This is a genomic window from Sporosarcina sp. E16_3, from assembly GCF_017347125.1.
In the GTDB taxonomy this organism is placed as follows: domain Bacteria; phylum Bacillota; class Bacilli; order Bacillales_A; family Planococcaceae; genus Sporosarcina.
Window position 1 is genome coordinate 323699 of sequence record NZ_JADPRX010000001.1, and the last position, 14325, is coordinate 338023.

A 14325-nucleotide genomic window follows, 5' to 3' on the forward strand; every position below is an offset into this window, starting at 1 on the left:
GCAGAACCTTATCATTCTTTACTTTTACTGTTTGATTTCGGTGATTTGTCCTGTTCTTCCTTGAATCTAAGCAAATCTCCATTGATGATCATATCGGAATAATTTAGCTCTGTGGTTGCGCGTTCGATAAACGGCTCACATTCAGCTATATCAGTTTCTTCACCAGTTTCACTATCATAACAGACCTCTTGCGCGTAAACATTTTTATCAGTTACAAAACGGCCATCACGGAAAATAGTAAATGGTTCATGATCCAGTGAGAAGATATCCGAGCCAAGATACATATCCTCTTTCGTTTCAAGACCCATTAAATGCAAAATGGTGGGTTTCAAGTCGATTTGTCCCGCCACTTCATCAATCGTCTTCCCTTTCCCATAACCAGGAATGTGAATGTACAATGGAACCTTCTGTAATTTCGCGTTATCGAAAGGTGTAATTTCTTTGTCTAAATACATGCCCATCGCCTTGTTATGATTCTCAGAAATACCATAATGGTCTCCGTACATAACAATGATGGAATTATCATACAAACCGCTTGCCTTCAAGTCTTCGAAAAGAACTTTAACCGCCTCGTCCATATAGCGTACTGTTTGGAAATATTTGTTCAACGTATTTGAATTTGATGTATATTCAGGAATAAGCTTATCTTCTTCATCCAAATCAAATGGATGATGGTTAGTCAATGTAATCAATCTTGAGTAAAAAGGCTGTGGCATTTCTTTCATCAACTCTACCGATTGGTCAAAGAATGGAATATCTTTCATGCCCCAGTTGACCGCTTCTCCTTCACCGACAGTGTAACTTTCAATATCGTAAAACTTGTTGATACCAAGAGCACCATACATGATATCGCGGTTCCAGAAACTTCGATTATTTGCATGCATTACATTTGTGAAATAGCCATTCTCACCTAGCTGAGAAGCCATCGATTGGTAAGTGTTTCCACTATGCGTGAAAAATACAGCACTACCATTTCTCGGGTACAGCGAGTTTTCAAGAATGAATTCTGAATCCGACGTCTTTCCCAGACCTGTATTATGATAAAAATCAGAGAAATAGAATGTATCCGGATCCTTTGTTAATTCATTCAAAAATGGTGTAATGACATGTCCATCCATTTCCTCGTTAATAACGAACGACTGTAAGGATTCAAGTGAAATCGCAATGATATTACGCCCTTTCGCAACTCCGTACATCTTAGCATCGGGAGCAGCGTAATTCGCATTAATATAGTTACCTACTTCTACTAGTTCACTCCCATCCGCAAGCGCACGCTGTGCATGAGATTTGGATTGAATGAACAAATCATAAATATGGTAATTATAGGTTCCGATATTTTTCACAAGAAGTTCTCTATCAAAACTGCGTGTTAATAGTTGTGGTCTTTCCATTTCTGCTAGACCAAGGTTTACCATAATAACCGCAGCAGTCATAACGAAGTAAAGTTTACGTCCGATTTTATTTTGTTGCCCCATTCGTTCATTTTTAGGAATAAACCGGATTGCCAGGTAGATAATGAGCACATCTGTGAAAAAGAATATGTCCGTCACATGCAAATTGGCGGTAACTGAGGACGATAGATCTCCGAAGTTACTCGTTTGGAACAAGACTGGCACGGTAATAAAGTCATTGAAAAATCTATAGAACACTGCATTACTAAACATAATAATTGAAGTAATCATACTTACTGTCAGTAAATAAAAATTACGTCTTTTCGTACTCTTGATGAATAGCGCAATACCATAAACGAATAAAAGGAAACTTAGAGGATTCAAAAAGAGAATGAATTCCTGCATTATATTATCGATTTTCATATTGAAACTTGTAAGATAACCGAAATACGTTGTCAACCACGTCGCCACTATTGCTACTACGAGTACGGAATGTTTTGACCATACTATTTTTTTCATTCCATCTCTTCCTTTCGAAAATAGATTCACTTTAAAAAAACGTTCGAACTAAATCTTACTACATAATAGACGGTGTAGCTGAAGATAAGTTTCACTAATTACCAAAACAAGTCCAAATGAACGATAGCATTGGGTCTAACCTCATAGTTTTGCTGCTTCACTACGCAAGATTAGTACTGCTTTTAAATAGTCTTCCTTCATTAGCAGACCGTTGTCATAAAGATCTTTCACTTCTGATTGCACCATATCGATGTCATCTTTTCGATTTCCCGTATAGACATAAATTCCGAAACGCTTCAGCAATTGGAGGACACCGAAATAGTCTTTCATATACAGGTAATCTCTTTTTCTTCTGTAACTATTTTACTGACTGGAATATCGTAACCTTCAACAGGTATACTATGTCTGGTTTGGACTGCAAATGCTATCGACAATGTAGCACCATTGTAATCCGACATATAGCGGTCATAATAACCTCCACCAAAACCAATTCTGTATCCTTCGTTCGAAAAGACTACCCCTGGTACGATTTGCAAATCAATTGCGTTTTTTTCAACCGATTGCGTTTCAACGGTTATCGGTTCAAAAAGGCCCATATAGACCGTTTCTAAACTATCATATGATGTAATGAGTCGAAAATCCATCTTACGGGTTGCATGGATGCATTTAGGTACAGCAATTCGTTTTCCAGCTGCCCAAGCCGCTTCAATAAGCGGGCGTGTGTCCACTTCGGGATAACGAGAAATCGTTATCCCGATTGTATCCGCACTCCGAAATTCATCTGATGCAAGTACCCGGTTTGTAATTTCCATAGACTTTTTTAGGTGTTCAGTTCGATTTATATTATTCAATATGCCTAGCACTTGATTCCTCAAAATCTCTTTACTCATTTAGTATCCCCCCGTTCTGAAATGAAAAAACCAAAACCGGTGAAGGTTTTGGCCTGAGCGATTATTTCGTTTCACGGTGCAAAGTTTGTTTCTTTTCACGTGAGCAATATTTTTTCATTTCAATCCGTTCTGGATTGTTACGTTTGTTTTTCTTTGAAATATAGTTGCGCTCACCGCATTCTGTGCAAGCAAGTGTAACATTTACGCGCATTGTTGGTCCCTCCCACTCATCAAGAATGTAAAGTTTTATATGAGCATAATTTATACGACCTATCAAGTATACCACATCGACGGCAGATGTCCACTAGAAAAATCGAAATTTCCACAACAGCTTTCTTATGGTAAAATAGTAGCAAAATGATTCACTAAAGGGGTGGTAAAATGGACATCACAATAATACTGCTTATTATTGGACTAATATGTATAATAGCTTCATTTTTCCTCGGTAATTCTTCATCCAGTTATGCAGATGAATTGGAACAGGTTTCAATTAGTGTTCATCAGGAAACGAATGGGTTAAAGAAAAGATTGAAAGCAATTGAGGAAGAGTTAATGATTGGTGTCGGTCCGTTAGCTACAGGCCGCAAAACGCAAACTACAGCAAAACCTGTTCACGTAATCATTGTCAATCAAATTCTGTCACTGCATTCCCAAGGTTATTCTATCAGCGATATCGCTGTACGTTCCTCATTATCAAACGAAGATGTAATCACAGTGTTACAATCGAAAGGCGTGATTGCATGATCCGTGATATTTTACGCGCAGTCGGGATTGGTTGCTTCCTTGCCGCGGGAATCCTTTATTTCACCATTGATAATAAGGTTCCTTCAGACATAGACTCGCAACAACTGCAGGCTACTGTTAAGAAACTCCAAAGTGAACTTGCCAAAACGAAAGAACTATTAGCTACTGCACAGACTACATCTTCAGTTAAAGAAAATGCTCCAAAAGCAGATGCAAAGAAAGCCGGTGAAAAGGAAGAAGACGTAACCGAAAGTAACTCTTCCTCCGACGCAATCCTTAAAACCATTTTAGTGATTGAAGACGGTTCGAATTCGACAGTTGTCTCAGCAAACCTAGAGAGATTGAGTATTATCGACAATGCAGCCATCTTCGATTCATATCTTGAAGAGAATAACTTAACTGGAAAAATACAGATTGGTGAACACCAAGTCAATTCTTCAATGGATTTCAAAACAATCGCCAAAGAAATCACTACAGTAAAAAAGTAGGAAAACCATTTGGTTTTCCTACTTTTTTATTTAGACTCTATTTTAGGTGCCTGTATAATTGGCTGTTTGCCCGCTGTGGAGGTTTCCTCTTTAGCCCTTTTTGCTTTCAGTATAAAATATTCATCCACAGCTTGTTTCACAATTTCATTCTGTGCATATGGATAGATACGCTGATTTGTAGAGATATTCGGTATGACAACTGCATATGCAATTTCCGGGTTTTCATAAGGTGCAAAACCGACATGTGATAGATTGATTGTCGGCTTCCCAGAGCTAAATGCCTGCGCTGTTCCCGTTTTCCCAGCTCCGTCGTAGTCTTTTCCAGCAAAGATATTCGGAGCCGTCCCTCTAGCCCCGTAATAAACGTAGTGCATACCGCGCTTTACTTGAGCAACTTCTGCATCTGTATTCTGAATTTTGTTTAAGACCTTGACCTCCGTTTCTTGGATAAGAGGACCAAGAATTTCACCATCCTCAGATGGTTCACGTATTTCTTTTAATACTTTCGGAGCTATGCGATAACCACCATTTGCAATTGTTGAGACGTATTGAGCAAGTTGAAGTGTTGTATAAGTATCGAACTGTCCGATGGATAAATCCATTAAAATCCCTATTGAATTACTATCGCCAATCAGACCGCCTGACTCGCCCGGTAAGTCAATGCCGGTTTTTGTTCCAAGTCCAAAAGAAGCAAAAGATTGTCTGAACGTATAGAATGCATTTTCTATATTACGTGCCGAGTCTTTAGAGCTATTGTTAGAATTCGTCAAAGCCATTGCAATACGGAACATATATACGTTTGAAGACCTGCCGATTGCTTCAATATCACTTACAGCAACCCTAGAGTTTTGATTAAACAGTGATCTTTTTGTAATACCGCCGATTCTAATTGGTTCATCTATCTTCGTTTCACCGATACGTACTACATTTTTCTGATACCCCGTAAGAAGCGTCGCCATCTTAACCGTTGATCCCGCTTCATGAAGTGCAGTAAACGTACCAAATGCGTAGTCCCATATTTCGAGCTTTCCTGTTTCTGGATTTTTAACAACTTGCTTGCCTACAAGCGAAAGAACTTCACCGTTATTCGGATTCATCATGACTAAGAAAGCCCTGTCCAATTCACCGGCATTTGGTCCTCTTTTCAATTCCAACAGTTTATCCGACACAACTTTTTCAAGTGTCTGTTGCAGTTCGCTATCAATCGTCAGAATTAGATCCTTGCCAGGTTCGCCTTCTCGAATTGTTTTCGTTTCGACAACACGTCCGCTACGATCTTTAATATTCTTAACGATTGTTTTTTGTCCTTTTAACAATTCTTCATAATATTGCTCAATGTAACTTTTTCCGACGCGATCATTTCTTGAATAGTCCCTTGCCAAGTAATAATTCTTGCGCGAGTCAGGAATACCTTCAATAGGGCTCGTAGTTGTCCCTAGAATCGTATTGTCTGATTTCCTTACTCGTTCCCAATCTGTCGTTGTATCCACGCCTGGCAACTCTCCTAGACGTTCAGATACAGTTGCGAATTCCTCATCCGTCACATTTCCACTTTTGACGATTTGCGGGGAGTACGCATAGCCCGACATCATTTCCCTGTAAATCGCGAGTACTTCAAGCTCCTCTTCCGTGAATGAATTAATTTCCTCGTTCGTAATTCGTTCTCTCGTTAGCTTATTTATTTCACGTTGCAACTCAATTCGCGAAAGCGAGCTATCCTTTTCAAGGGCCTCTTGTTCCTCTTGAGAAACCTTTTTCAATGCAGCTTCAGAATTCTTTAAAATCCAAAAGTCTCTCTTATCCCCAATGGTAATCCTTTTCGTTTCTTGTTCAATCAAGACCGCAAGTTGCTCAGCCACTTTTAACATATCTGCTGAACTCGTCGACGTCATTTTCGTATATGTAATGGCGTTTTTCGGATCATTATCAACAAGAACACGTCCCATGCGGTCAAATATTCTCCCTCTTGGCACGCTAGTGTTGACTGGAATTTCTTCCGTTCTTTCCAACGCACGAGAATAATCTTCACCTTTGACGATTTGTAAATACCCAAGTCGGAATATTAGCAATGAAAATAGGACAAAGATTGAAAAGAATAGGAAGTTCATCCGGAATGCGATATGTTTCCGTTGGCGTATTTTAGCTTGATCCGCCTTACGCATCTGTTTTTTCATAATGTCCCCCCTACTTCGTTAATCATTTTGAATTATAACATTGAAAATAACAAAAGCACACACCTTGACGAACAAGATGTGTGCTAGGTTCCCTCTAAATGAAGATAAAAACTTATTTACCGAAACGTTTTGCAACTTCGTCCCAATTAACAACATTCCAGAATGCTGCAATATAATCAGGGCGACGGTTTTGATAGTTTAGATAGTAAGCATGCTCCCAAACGTCAAGCCCTAGTAGAGGCGTTTTGCCTTCCATGATTGGCGAGTCCTGGTTTGGAGTAGACATAATTTCAAGTTCTCCGCCACTCAGCACAAGCCAAGCCCATCCTGATCCAAAACGAGTTGCGCCCGCTTTTGCGAATTCTTCTTTGAATGCATCAAAGCTACCGAACTTGTTGTCGATTGCTGTAGCTAGTGCGCCTGACGGATTGCCGCCACCATCTGCTGATAGAAGTTCCCAGAATAGTGAGTGGTTTGCGTGACCGCCTCCGTTGTTACGGACAGCCATACGCTTGCCTTCAGGTACGGAATCTAGGTTCGCAATAAGATCTTCGATAGATTTGTTTAGAAGTTCTTCATTTCCTTCAAGAGCGATATTCAGGTTCGTCACATATGCATTATGGTGTTTAGTGTGATGAATACTCATCGTTTCTTTGTCAAAGTGTGGTTCAAGTGCATCATAAGCGTAAGGTAGTTCTGGTAATTTGTAAGTCATTTGTCCATTCCTCCTCAAAAGATTCATAAATATGCTACCTTGCAACATTATCAAAATTATGAATAACGTTCAAATAAAATGGACTATTTTGGAACGTTTCATTTGATAAAGAAAATAAAGACAGTAATCATCACAGCCATGACAAGGCCTTTTGTGACAACTGACGTCAGAAATCCGACAAGAGAACCGACACCTGTCTTTATGGATTGCTTCACGCCTGACCGGGATACGGCAAGTTCCGCGATAACAGCGCCCAAAAATGGTCCCATTAAAATACCGGCAACTGGAATAACGAAAGGACCGATAAGAAGTCCAATTGTGCTCCCCCACATGCCCGCCTTAGAACCTCCAAATTTTTTCACGCCGACGAGATTCGACAGTGTGTCTGCACCGAACAACAAGATAACGAACAACACCTGAATAATCCAAAACCAAACAGTCATCCCATCAAATGTATTGATGAATCCATATAGAAGGAAACCTCCTATGATGAAGAAAGCTGATGGAATGATTGGATAGATGAGTCCCGCAAATGCAATAATGAACATGACAATTGCAATAATCCAACCTAGAAACTCCATGAAACCATCCCCCTATATGAATCTTTATGCCCGATTGCCAAGAATTGCTTCTGCAATATTCACTGCATGGTCACCTACACGCTCCAGGTTCGAAACGATATCAACAAACACCATGCCTGATTGCGCGGTACAACGTCCTTCATTAAGTCTTAAAATATGGTTCTTTCTGAATTTCCGCTCCATTTTATCAATGAGAACTTCTTTTTCAGCAACTGTTCTTGCCATCTCCATATCATTGTGATTGAGTGATTCAACAGCTTTCTGAACAGTTTCAATCGTTAGCGTGAACATTTCCGTCAGATCATTCATCGCGTCGTCCGTCAATTTCACACGGTTGACATCGCGGAAATCAATGAGTTCGACGATATTTTCAAAATGGTCACCAATCCGTTCAATATCACGGACTGTATCCATAAGCATAAAGTGACGTGTGGATTCTACCGGCGAAATACTGACTGTAGTGATTTCAACAAGATAGTCCGTAATTTTACGGTCTAGGTTATTGATAGCATCTTCAATTTGATAAGCGGTCTCTGCATGTTTTTTATTGCCTGTTTTCAAGTATTCGAAAGACTCCTGTAAACCACGGACACCGAATTCACCCATCCGAATAATTTCTTCTTTTGCTTGTCCGATTGCAACGGCAGGTGATTGCTCGATAAAGTGCCTGTCTAGATGCTTCGGTTTGTATTCGATTGTAACATCTTCACCCGGAATCATTTTCGTAACCAACCAAGCCCAAGCTCCTATTAACGGAAACTGGATGATTGTATTGGCAATATTGAACGACCCATGTGCAAACGCAATTTGCATTTTACTTTCAAGGACCAACACACCCGATAACCACTCGACATATGCAGTGAACGGTATAAGAAGTAGCATGAAGATGACCGTTCCAACAACATTAAATAATACGTGTGCTGCGGCAGCACGCTTCGCCGCTACCGATGCACCAATTGAAGCAAGAATAGCCGTAATAGTTGTCCCAATATTGTCTCCAAACAGAATTGGCAATGCTCCATTCATATCTATAAGATTTTCGGCATAAAGGCCCTGCAAAATACCAACTGTTGCACTCGAACTTTGAACAATCAATGTAAATACTGTGCCGACAACTACTCCGAGCATCGGTTGATCGCTCATCGATAGCATCATATCAGTGAATACATCTAATTCCCGAAGCGGCTTCATCCCGCCACTCATTAATTCAAGCCCTAAGAAAAGTCCACCAAATCCAAAAATGACTTCACCCAAGTTTTTCACCTGGCTTTTCTTAACAAAGAAAATGAGGAATGCTCCAATAGCCATAATTGGCAGTGCATACGCTCCGACATCAAGGCCGATTATGAACGCAGTTACTGTCGTCCCTATATTGGCCCCCATTATGACGCCAATGGCTTGTCGTAGTGTCATGAAACCAGCACTCACAAGTCCTACAGTAATAACAGTGGTCCCAGAACTCGATTGAATTAAGACTGTAACGATAATTCCGACCAATACACCCATGAACGGATTCGTCGTGAATCGGTCAAGGATTGCGCGAAGCCTGTCCCCCGCCGCTTTTTGAAGGCCATCTCCCATATACTTTATAGCGAACAAGAAAATTCCGAGTCCACCAAAAAACTGGAACAGCATTTCCTGCCAGTTTACCTCCATTTTGCAGTCAACCTCCATTATGCTTTATGTATCGCATCTCATTATGAGGATAGCCACCCCCAATTGTAAATAGCAGGAGTCGAATCTTTACATTCCCTTAACAATTGATTTACGAAATGTCATCATTCTGTCGAAAATAGTTGCGCGCACAATTGCTTAGTTAAATGATAGACTAGTTTAGATGGAGGAGGTTTTAAAGTGAAGTTCCACCAACTAGTCAAAGCAGCAATCCATGAACCGAAAAAATTGGCAGCCTTTCGCCTATTACCCATTGGCAAAGTGTTTCGCTATGTTTTCATTTTCGTTGCGTTGTTCACATTGCTATCATTCACCCGTTATTTAGTAGGAGATGCAACCCTTTTCGAATCTTCGCCAGAACTGCTCGAACATGGAGAAACAATTGGGGGACTGATTTATCCGATTGCATTTCTTCTGCAACTCGTTATCAGTACATCTTACATCTTCATTCGAATCAGTATTTTTGGATACGTGGGAATCTTGTTGTTAAAACTTATGAAAAGACGTGGAGAATACCGGCATATGTGGAGAACTTCCGCTATTGCGATTACTATCCCTATTCTTCTGACCATCGGGCTTGATTTCTTTCCGGCAATGAAAAACGCTAGTACAGGCATCACATCCCTTGTCCACTTCGCTTATATTGCGGCTGCAGCTAAGTACTATCCAAAAATACCTCGATGAATACTTCCCCTTTTCGTGCATATAGTGGCGAAAGGGGGAATTTCCATGAGAATACTACTACTCGCAGCCTTATTATTCGTAACCATTCATTTCATCCGACTCGATTTAATGGAAGGCACAATCCCGCTTGCTTCTTATGCTCAAGCACAGCCAACATGTAAAGAAGAACAACAAGTGAAGACTATACCTGTTACTACAGTTGATGGAGATACTATCGAAACACTGTTCGCATTATATCCCGATCCCGAGTCTAGCTTTATTGATAGGTTGTCTTCTTTCTACGCCTTGAACCCACATCTTCAAAATCAAAAGATTATCGGAGGCGAGAAAATCGTACTCCCGCTTCCCCTTTTACAAACGGAAAAATGCATAGAGTCTAATCGATAAGGGTTGTCCCTTGTCTTTTTACTATGAAGATTGCTAAAATAGTTATAGTTATGAGGCTAAGGCCGACTAAGGAGCGAAATAAATGAATGCTATGATAAACAGAAAAAACACACGTCCTGTACGAGTTGGTAACCTAACAATTGGAGGAAGCAACGAGCTTTTCATCCAAAGTATGACAACGACTAAGACACATGATGTCGAAGCGACAGTCGCAGAAATCTTGCGCCTAGAAGAAGCCGGATGCCAAATTGTCCGTGTTGCGTGTCCAGATGAGCGCGCGGCCTATTCCATCGGTGAAATCAAAAAACGTATCAATATCCCTCTTGTTGTCGATATCCATTTCGACTATAAATTGGCGTTGATTGCTATTGAACAAGGGGCAGACAAAATTCGAATTAACCCTGGTAATATAGGAAGACAGGCGAAAGTCGAAGCTGTCGTCAATGCAGCGAAAGCAAAAGGTATTCCGATTCGAATTGGTGTCAACGCTGGTTCACTTGAGAAAAAGATTCTTGAAAAATACGGTTACCCAACTGCTGACGGAATGGTAGAAAGTGCCCTGCATCACATTAAAATATTGGAAGACCTCGATTTTCACGACATCATCGTGTCATTAAAAGCTTCCGATGTAAATTTAGCAGTCGAAGCGTATCAAAAAGCCGCGGCAGCATTCGATTATCCCTTGCACCTCGGCATTACAGAGTCTGGAACATTGTTTTCAGGGTCTATTAAGAGCTCGGCGGGTCTAGGCACCCTTCTGTCAGCTGGCATCGGTAACACGATGCGCGTATCGCTGAGTGCTGATCCTGTCCAAGAAATTAAAGTGGCACGCGAGTTATTGAAAATATTCGCCCTCTCTTCGAACGCAGCTACACTTATATCATGTCCAACATGTGGACGGATTGAAATTGACCTTATTACGATTGCGAACGAAATCGAAGAATATATTTCACATATAAAAGCACCAATAAAAGTTGCGGTGCTCGGTTGCGCGGTCAATGGTCCAGGCGAAGCACGCGAAGCGGATATTGGAATCGCGGGTGCGCGCGGCGAAGGTCTTCTCTTCATGAAAGGGAAAACGGTGCGCAAAGTACCAGAAGCAACGATGGTCGAAGAATTAAAAATCGAAATTGACAAACTTGCGGAAGAATATTTCGAAAAGAAAAGACAGGAAGAACTTCTCCTGCAAGGTGGGACAGCGGAATGAGAAACCTCCGCTTCGGCATCGACATTGACGGTACAGTGACATGCCCCACTTCTTTATTACCTCATATCAATGAGCAATACGGTTGCAATCTTGTCCTTGATGATATTAAAGAATATGACTTGACAAAAGCATTTAAGGTTGATGAAAATGCCTTCTACGAATGGTATAGAAGTGCGGAGGCGCATATTTACAAAACCTCAGCTGCACAACAATATGCCAAAGAAACTTTAACCAGCTGGCAGGCGCAGTTTGAACTGTATTACATTTCTGCCCGCGGCCATCACGTCTATGACTCCACACTAGACTGGTTCAAACAACAGGAAATCCCGTATGATCATATCGAACTTGTCGGAAGTCATTATAAAATTGAAACAGCGAAAAAGTTCGGTGTTCATGCCTTTTTTGAAGACAAACATGACAACGCGGTTGAAATCCATGAAGAACTCAACATTCCGGTTATACTTTTTGACACACCGTATAACCGGAAGCCAATTCCTAATGGCGTCATCCGTGTCTACGATTGGCAAGAAGCGAATAATAGGATCAAGAAGTTATTTCCTATAGAAGAACCTTCAATTAATTAAAAACAGTGTGAAACTCCTATGATAGAGTTTCACACTGTTTTTTATTTCCCCTATAATCCCCATCATACATGTCACGGACAAGGTTCATTTTAGTATTCCCCCCATACATTGATACAAAGGAGTGATTATTAAGTGCATCCGAATGCTAGACCACTCTTATCAAACACGGAACTAGTTAACGATCTTTCAAAAACTATAAACGGTGAGTACACTGCAATTTACTGTTACGAACTATTAGCTAGTCAAGCTCCAAACCCCGAAATAAAAAACCGAATCCTTGAAATAAGAAATGATGAAATAAGACATTATCAGATGTTTACACATCTCTATACATCGTTAACAGGAAAACAACCATCCCCACAGATAACAAAACAATGCCCTACAGATTTCAGAAGTGGCGTACTTGCTGCGTTTATCGACGAACAGGAAACCGTAGATTTTTATCACGAAATGGCTAGAAAAACCAACAATCCATTAATTAGAGAACCTTTTTTACAAGCCTCAGCAGATGAACAAAATCATGCAGTTTGGTATTTATATTTTATGAATCGTTATTAATCAACAGCATTCAGTAGCTTCCTCGAAATTCACGCATTGTCTACTCTTCAAATAGGCTAGAAGGACAAAAGTGCAAGCGCCTGTTCAGCCCCGACAAGTAGGAGGGATGCAGTTCAATCCCTCCCGGAAGACCTGCCGGAAAAGGCGCTCTTTGCCTTTACCTAAGCGACTCGAGGGGCTAAGCGCTGGAGTTCTAGACGTGAAATCTCTATGTTGCAGCTTATCTACTGTACGTGATTTTATAGTTTCCTAAGCTAAAATAAAAACCCGCAAATGATCTGCCCCGTAAATGTTAGACACCAACTAACATTTACGGGGTGTTTTTATGTCTAAATATACAGTGGAAGTTAAATTACAAGCGGTGGCACGCTATTTAACTGGAAACGAAAGCTATAAAACTATTGCAGAAAGCATTGGTGCGGATAAATCTCTAGTCATTAATTGGGTGAAATTATTTGAAGCACAAGGCGAAAGAGGTTTTAAGAAAGACTATACAAGCTACTCATCAGGGTTTAAACTAGACGTATTCAATTTTATGAACGAAACAGGTGCGTCTCTTCGAGAAACGGCAAGCACACCCTAGTAGCGTTTATAGGTGGGAGCAGTTGCTTAAGTCAAAAGGATTGGACGCGCTAGAACCAATGAAGAAGGGGCGTCCATCCATGAAAAAAGAAACAAAGAAAATCGACTCACTAAAATCAATCTCAGCTGAAGATCCAGTAGAAGCCTTACATGCGAAAATCGAGCGTCTAGAAATGGAGAACGCTTATCTAAAAAAGTTGAACGCTTTAGTTCAAATGCAGGAAAAATTACAAACAAAATCAAAGCGCAAGTAATTTTTGAACTAAAGGAACAATATGAGGTCGTGGATTTAGTTGAAGTCGCTGACATTCCACGCAGCACTTATTACTACTGGGAAAAACGATTAAATCAAATTGATAAATATGAGGCAGTTAAAGAAGCGATCAAAATCATTTATCACGAACATAAGGGGCGTTATGGTTACCGTCGTATCACGAAAGAACTGAAGAAATACGGGTTTACACATGACCCGAAGACCATCAATCGCTTGATGAATGAAATCGGCTTAAAATGTAGGGTCCGTATGAAGAAGGATCGCTCTTATAAAGGAAACGTCGGGAAAAGCGCTCCCAACGTATTACAACGTGATTTTAAGGCAGACAAAATGAATCAAAAATGGGTTACAGACGTGACCGAATTCCATCTCTTTGGAGAAAAACGTTATCTGTCACCTGTTCTTGATTTGTGTAATGGAGAAATTATCGCAAATAAAGTCATGAATCGGCCGGGCTATCAGCTTGTGGGTGATATGTTAGACGAAGCTGTTCAGCGCCTTCAACCAGGCGATAAAGTCATTCTTCAGTCCGATCAAGGCTGGCATTATCAGATGAGAAAATATCAAAAAAAATTACAAAAGCATCGGATAACACAAAGTATGTCCCGTAAGGGCAACTGCTTAGATAATGCAGTCATCGAAAATTTCTTTGGCTTATTAAAATCAGAACTGTTTTATTTACAAGAGTTTGAGAGCATGGCGCATTTTGAAAAAGAATTAGAAGAATACCTTGAGTATTACAATCACAAACGAATGAAGGCGAAATTAAAAGACCTGAGCCCGGTAGAATACCGAACTCAGATCTTAGAAGCTGCCTAAAATATTTGTCTAACTTTATTGGGTCAGATCACAAAGGGTTCATTGGCGGGTTTT

Annotated in this window: 15 protein-coding genes and 1 pseudogene; 8 read left to right on the plus strand and 8 right to left on the minus strand. The window is 40.4% G+C overall.

Annotated features, from left to right (window positions below; genetic code table 11):
- Positions 1 to 11: 11 nt before the first annotated feature.
- The 4 genes from I2483_RS01595 to rpmG all read right to left on the minus strand — a co-directional run bounded on the left by I2483_RS01595 (position 12) and on the right by rpmG (position 3011).
- Positions 12 to 1910 (minus strand): LTA synthase family protein, encoded by a 1899-nt coding sequence (locus tag I2483_RS01595; RefSeq protein ID WP_207173371.1) that lies wholly within the window; start codon positions 1908 to 1910, stop codon positions 12 to 14.
- A 141-nt stretch (positions 1911 to 2051) separates the two neighbouring features.
- Positions 2052 to 2240: a YqgQ family protein gene (locus I2483_RS01600; RefSeq protein WP_186670589.1), complete on the minus strand. Its 189-nt coding sequence runs from the start codon at positions 2238 to 2240 to the stop codon at positions 2052 to 2054.
- A complete protein-coding gene (locus I2483_RS01605; protein ID WP_207173373.1) occupies positions 2237 to 2800 on the minus strand; it encodes a 5-formyltetrahydrofolate cyclo-ligase in 564 nt (187 codons plus the stop codon). Before I2483_RS01605 ends, I2483_RS01600 begins: the two co-directional genes overlap by 4 nt.
- A 61-nt stretch (positions 2801 to 2861) precedes the next feature.
- On the minus strand, positions 2862 to 3011 hold the full coding sequence (rpmG, locus tag I2483_RS01610; RefSeq protein WP_067210194.1) for a 50S ribosomal protein L33: 150 nt from the start codon (positions 3009 to 3011) through the stop codon (positions 2862 to 2864).
- Positions 3012 to 3181: 170 nt separating this feature from the next.
- Between rpmG and I2483_RS01615 the strand changes: the two genes are divergently transcribed.
- Together I2483_RS01615 and I2483_RS01620 are read left to right on the plus strand one after the other, a co-directional pair.
- On the plus strand, positions 3182 to 3544 hold the full coding sequence (locus tag I2483_RS01615; RefSeq protein WP_207173374.1) for a hypothetical protein: 363 nt from the start codon (positions 3182 to 3184) through the stop codon (positions 3542 to 3544).
- Positions 3541 to 4032: a hypothetical protein gene (locus I2483_RS01620; RefSeq protein WP_207173376.1), complete on the plus strand. Its 492-nt coding sequence runs from the start codon at positions 3541 to 3543 to the stop codon at positions 4030 to 4032. Before I2483_RS01615 ends, I2483_RS01620 begins: the two co-directional genes overlap by 4 nt.
- A 26-nt stretch (positions 4033 to 4058) precedes the next feature.
- Here the strand turns inward: I2483_RS01620 and I2483_RS01625 are convergent, their stop codons facing one another.
- From I2483_RS01625 to I2483_RS01640, 4 genes are all read right to left on the minus strand, one after another.
- The gene (locus I2483_RS01625) at positions 4059 to 6206 is read right to left on the minus strand and encodes a peptidoglycan D,D-transpeptidase FtsI family protein (protein ID WP_207173378.1); all 2148 of its coding nucleotides are present in this window, start codon (positions 6204 to 6206) and stop codon (positions 4059 to 4061) included.
- A gap of 112 nt (positions 6207 to 6318) precedes the next feature.
- Positions 6319 to 6921 (minus strand): superoxide dismutase, encoded by a 603-nt coding sequence (locus I2483_RS01630; RefSeq protein WP_207173380.1) that lies wholly within the window; start codon positions 6919 to 6921, stop codon positions 6319 to 6321.
- Between the two features lie 98 nt (positions 6922 to 7019).
- A complete protein-coding gene (locus tag I2483_RS01635) occupies positions 7020 to 7502 on the minus strand; it encodes a DUF456 domain-containing protein (protein WP_207173382.1) in 483 nt (160 codons plus the stop codon).
- Positions 7503 to 7526: 24 nt separating this feature from the next.
- Positions 7527 to 9158, minus strand: coding sequence for a Na/Pi cotransporter family protein (locus I2483_RS01640; protein WP_207173384.1), 1632 nt, complete (start codon positions 9156 to 9158; stop codon positions 7527 to 7529).
- Between the two features lie 198 nt (positions 9159 to 9356).
- Between I2483_RS01640 and I2483_RS01645 the strand changes: the two genes are divergently transcribed.
- The 6 genes and pseudogenes from I2483_RS01645 to I2483_RS01670 all read left to right on the plus strand — a co-directional run bounded on the left by I2483_RS01645 (position 9357) and on the right by I2483_RS01670 (position 14271).
- Positions 9357 to 9860: a DUF1189 family protein gene (locus I2483_RS01645; protein ID WP_207173386.1), complete on the plus strand. Its 504-nt coding sequence runs from the start codon at positions 9357 to 9359 to the stop codon at positions 9858 to 9860.
- Positions 9861 to 9905: 45 nt separating this feature from the next.
- Entirely contained in the window at positions 9906 to 10247 is a 342-nt protein-coding gene (locus I2483_RS01650; RefSeq protein ID WP_207173388.1) for a hypothetical protein, read from the plus strand.
- Between the two features lie 82 nt (positions 10248 to 10329).
- Positions 10330 to 11454, plus strand: coding sequence for a flavodoxin-dependent (E)-4-hydroxy-3-methylbut-2-enyl-diphosphate synthase (gene ispG / locus I2483_RS01655; protein ID WP_275955952.1), 1125 nt, complete (start codon positions 10330 to 10332; stop codon positions 11452 to 11454).
- Positions 11451 to 12038: a hypothetical protein gene (locus tag I2483_RS01660; RefSeq protein WP_207173389.1), complete on the plus strand. Its 588-nt coding sequence runs from the start codon at positions 11451 to 11453 to the stop codon at positions 12036 to 12038. Before ispG ends, I2483_RS01660 begins: the two co-directional genes overlap by 4 nt.
- Positions 12039 to 12170: 132 nt before the next feature.
- Positions 12171 to 12596, plus strand: coding sequence for a ferritin family protein (locus I2483_RS01665; RefSeq protein WP_207173391.1), 426 nt, complete (start codon positions 12171 to 12173; stop codon positions 12594 to 12596).
- A gap of 325 nt (positions 12597 to 12921) precedes the next feature.
- Positions 12922 to 14271 (plus strand): annotated as a pseudogene (locus I2483_RS01670) (IS3 family transposase).
- Positions 14272 to 14325 lie beyond the last annotated feature (54 nt).

Excerpts from the sequence above, each read along its gene's own strand:
- I2483_RS01640 (WP_207173384.1), bottom strand. The coding sequence starts at position 9,158 with ATGGAGGTAAACTGGCAGGAAATGCTGTTCCAGTTTTTTGGTGGACTC.
- I2483_RS01605 (WP_207173373.1), bottom strand. The coding sequence starts at position 2,800 with ATGAGTAAAGAGATTTTGAGGAATCAAGTGCTAGGCATATTGAATAAT.
- I2483_RS01635 (WP_207173382.1), bottom strand. The coding sequence starts at position 7,502 with ATGGAGTTTCTAGGTTGGATTATTGCAATTGTCATGTTCATTATTGCA.
- I2483_RS01625 (WP_207173378.1), bottom strand. The coding sequence starts at position 6,206 with ATGAAAAAACAGATGCGTAAGGCGGATCAAGCTAAAATACGCCAACGG.
- I2483_RS01660 (WP_207173389.1), top strand. The coding sequence starts at position 11,451 with ATGAGAAACCTCCGCTTCGGCATCGACATTGACGGTACAGTGACATGC.
- I2483_RS01630 (WP_207173380.1), bottom strand. The coding sequence starts at position 6,921 with ATGACTTACAAATTACCAGAACTACCTTACGCTTATGATGCACTTGAA.
- ispG (WP_275955952.1), top strand. The coding sequence starts at position 10,330 with ATGAATGCTATGATAAACAGAAAAAACACACGTCCTGTACGAGTTGGT.
- I2483_RS01600 (WP_186670589.1), bottom strand. The coding sequence starts at position 2,240 with ATGAAAGACTATTTCGGTGTCCTCCAATTGCTGAAGCGTTTCGGAATT.
- I2483_RS01620 (WP_207173376.1), top strand. The coding sequence starts at position 3,541 with ATGATCCGTGATATTTTACGCGCAGTCGGGATTGGTTGCTTCCTTGCC.
- rpmG (WP_067210194.1), bottom strand. The coding sequence starts at position 3,011 with ATGCGCGTAAATGTTACACTTGCTTGCACAGAATGCGGTGAGCGCAAC.
- I2483_RS01615 (WP_207173374.1), top strand. The coding sequence starts at position 3,182 with ATGGACATCACAATAATACTGCTTATTATTGGACTAATATGTATAATA.
- I2483_RS01595 (WP_207173371.1), bottom strand. The coding sequence starts at position 1,910 with ATGAAAAAAATAGTATGGTCAAAACATTCCGTACTCGTAGTAGCAATA.
- I2483_RS01650 (WP_207173388.1), top strand. The coding sequence starts at position 9,906 with ATGAGAATACTACTACTCGCAGCCTTATTATTCGTAACCATTCATTTC.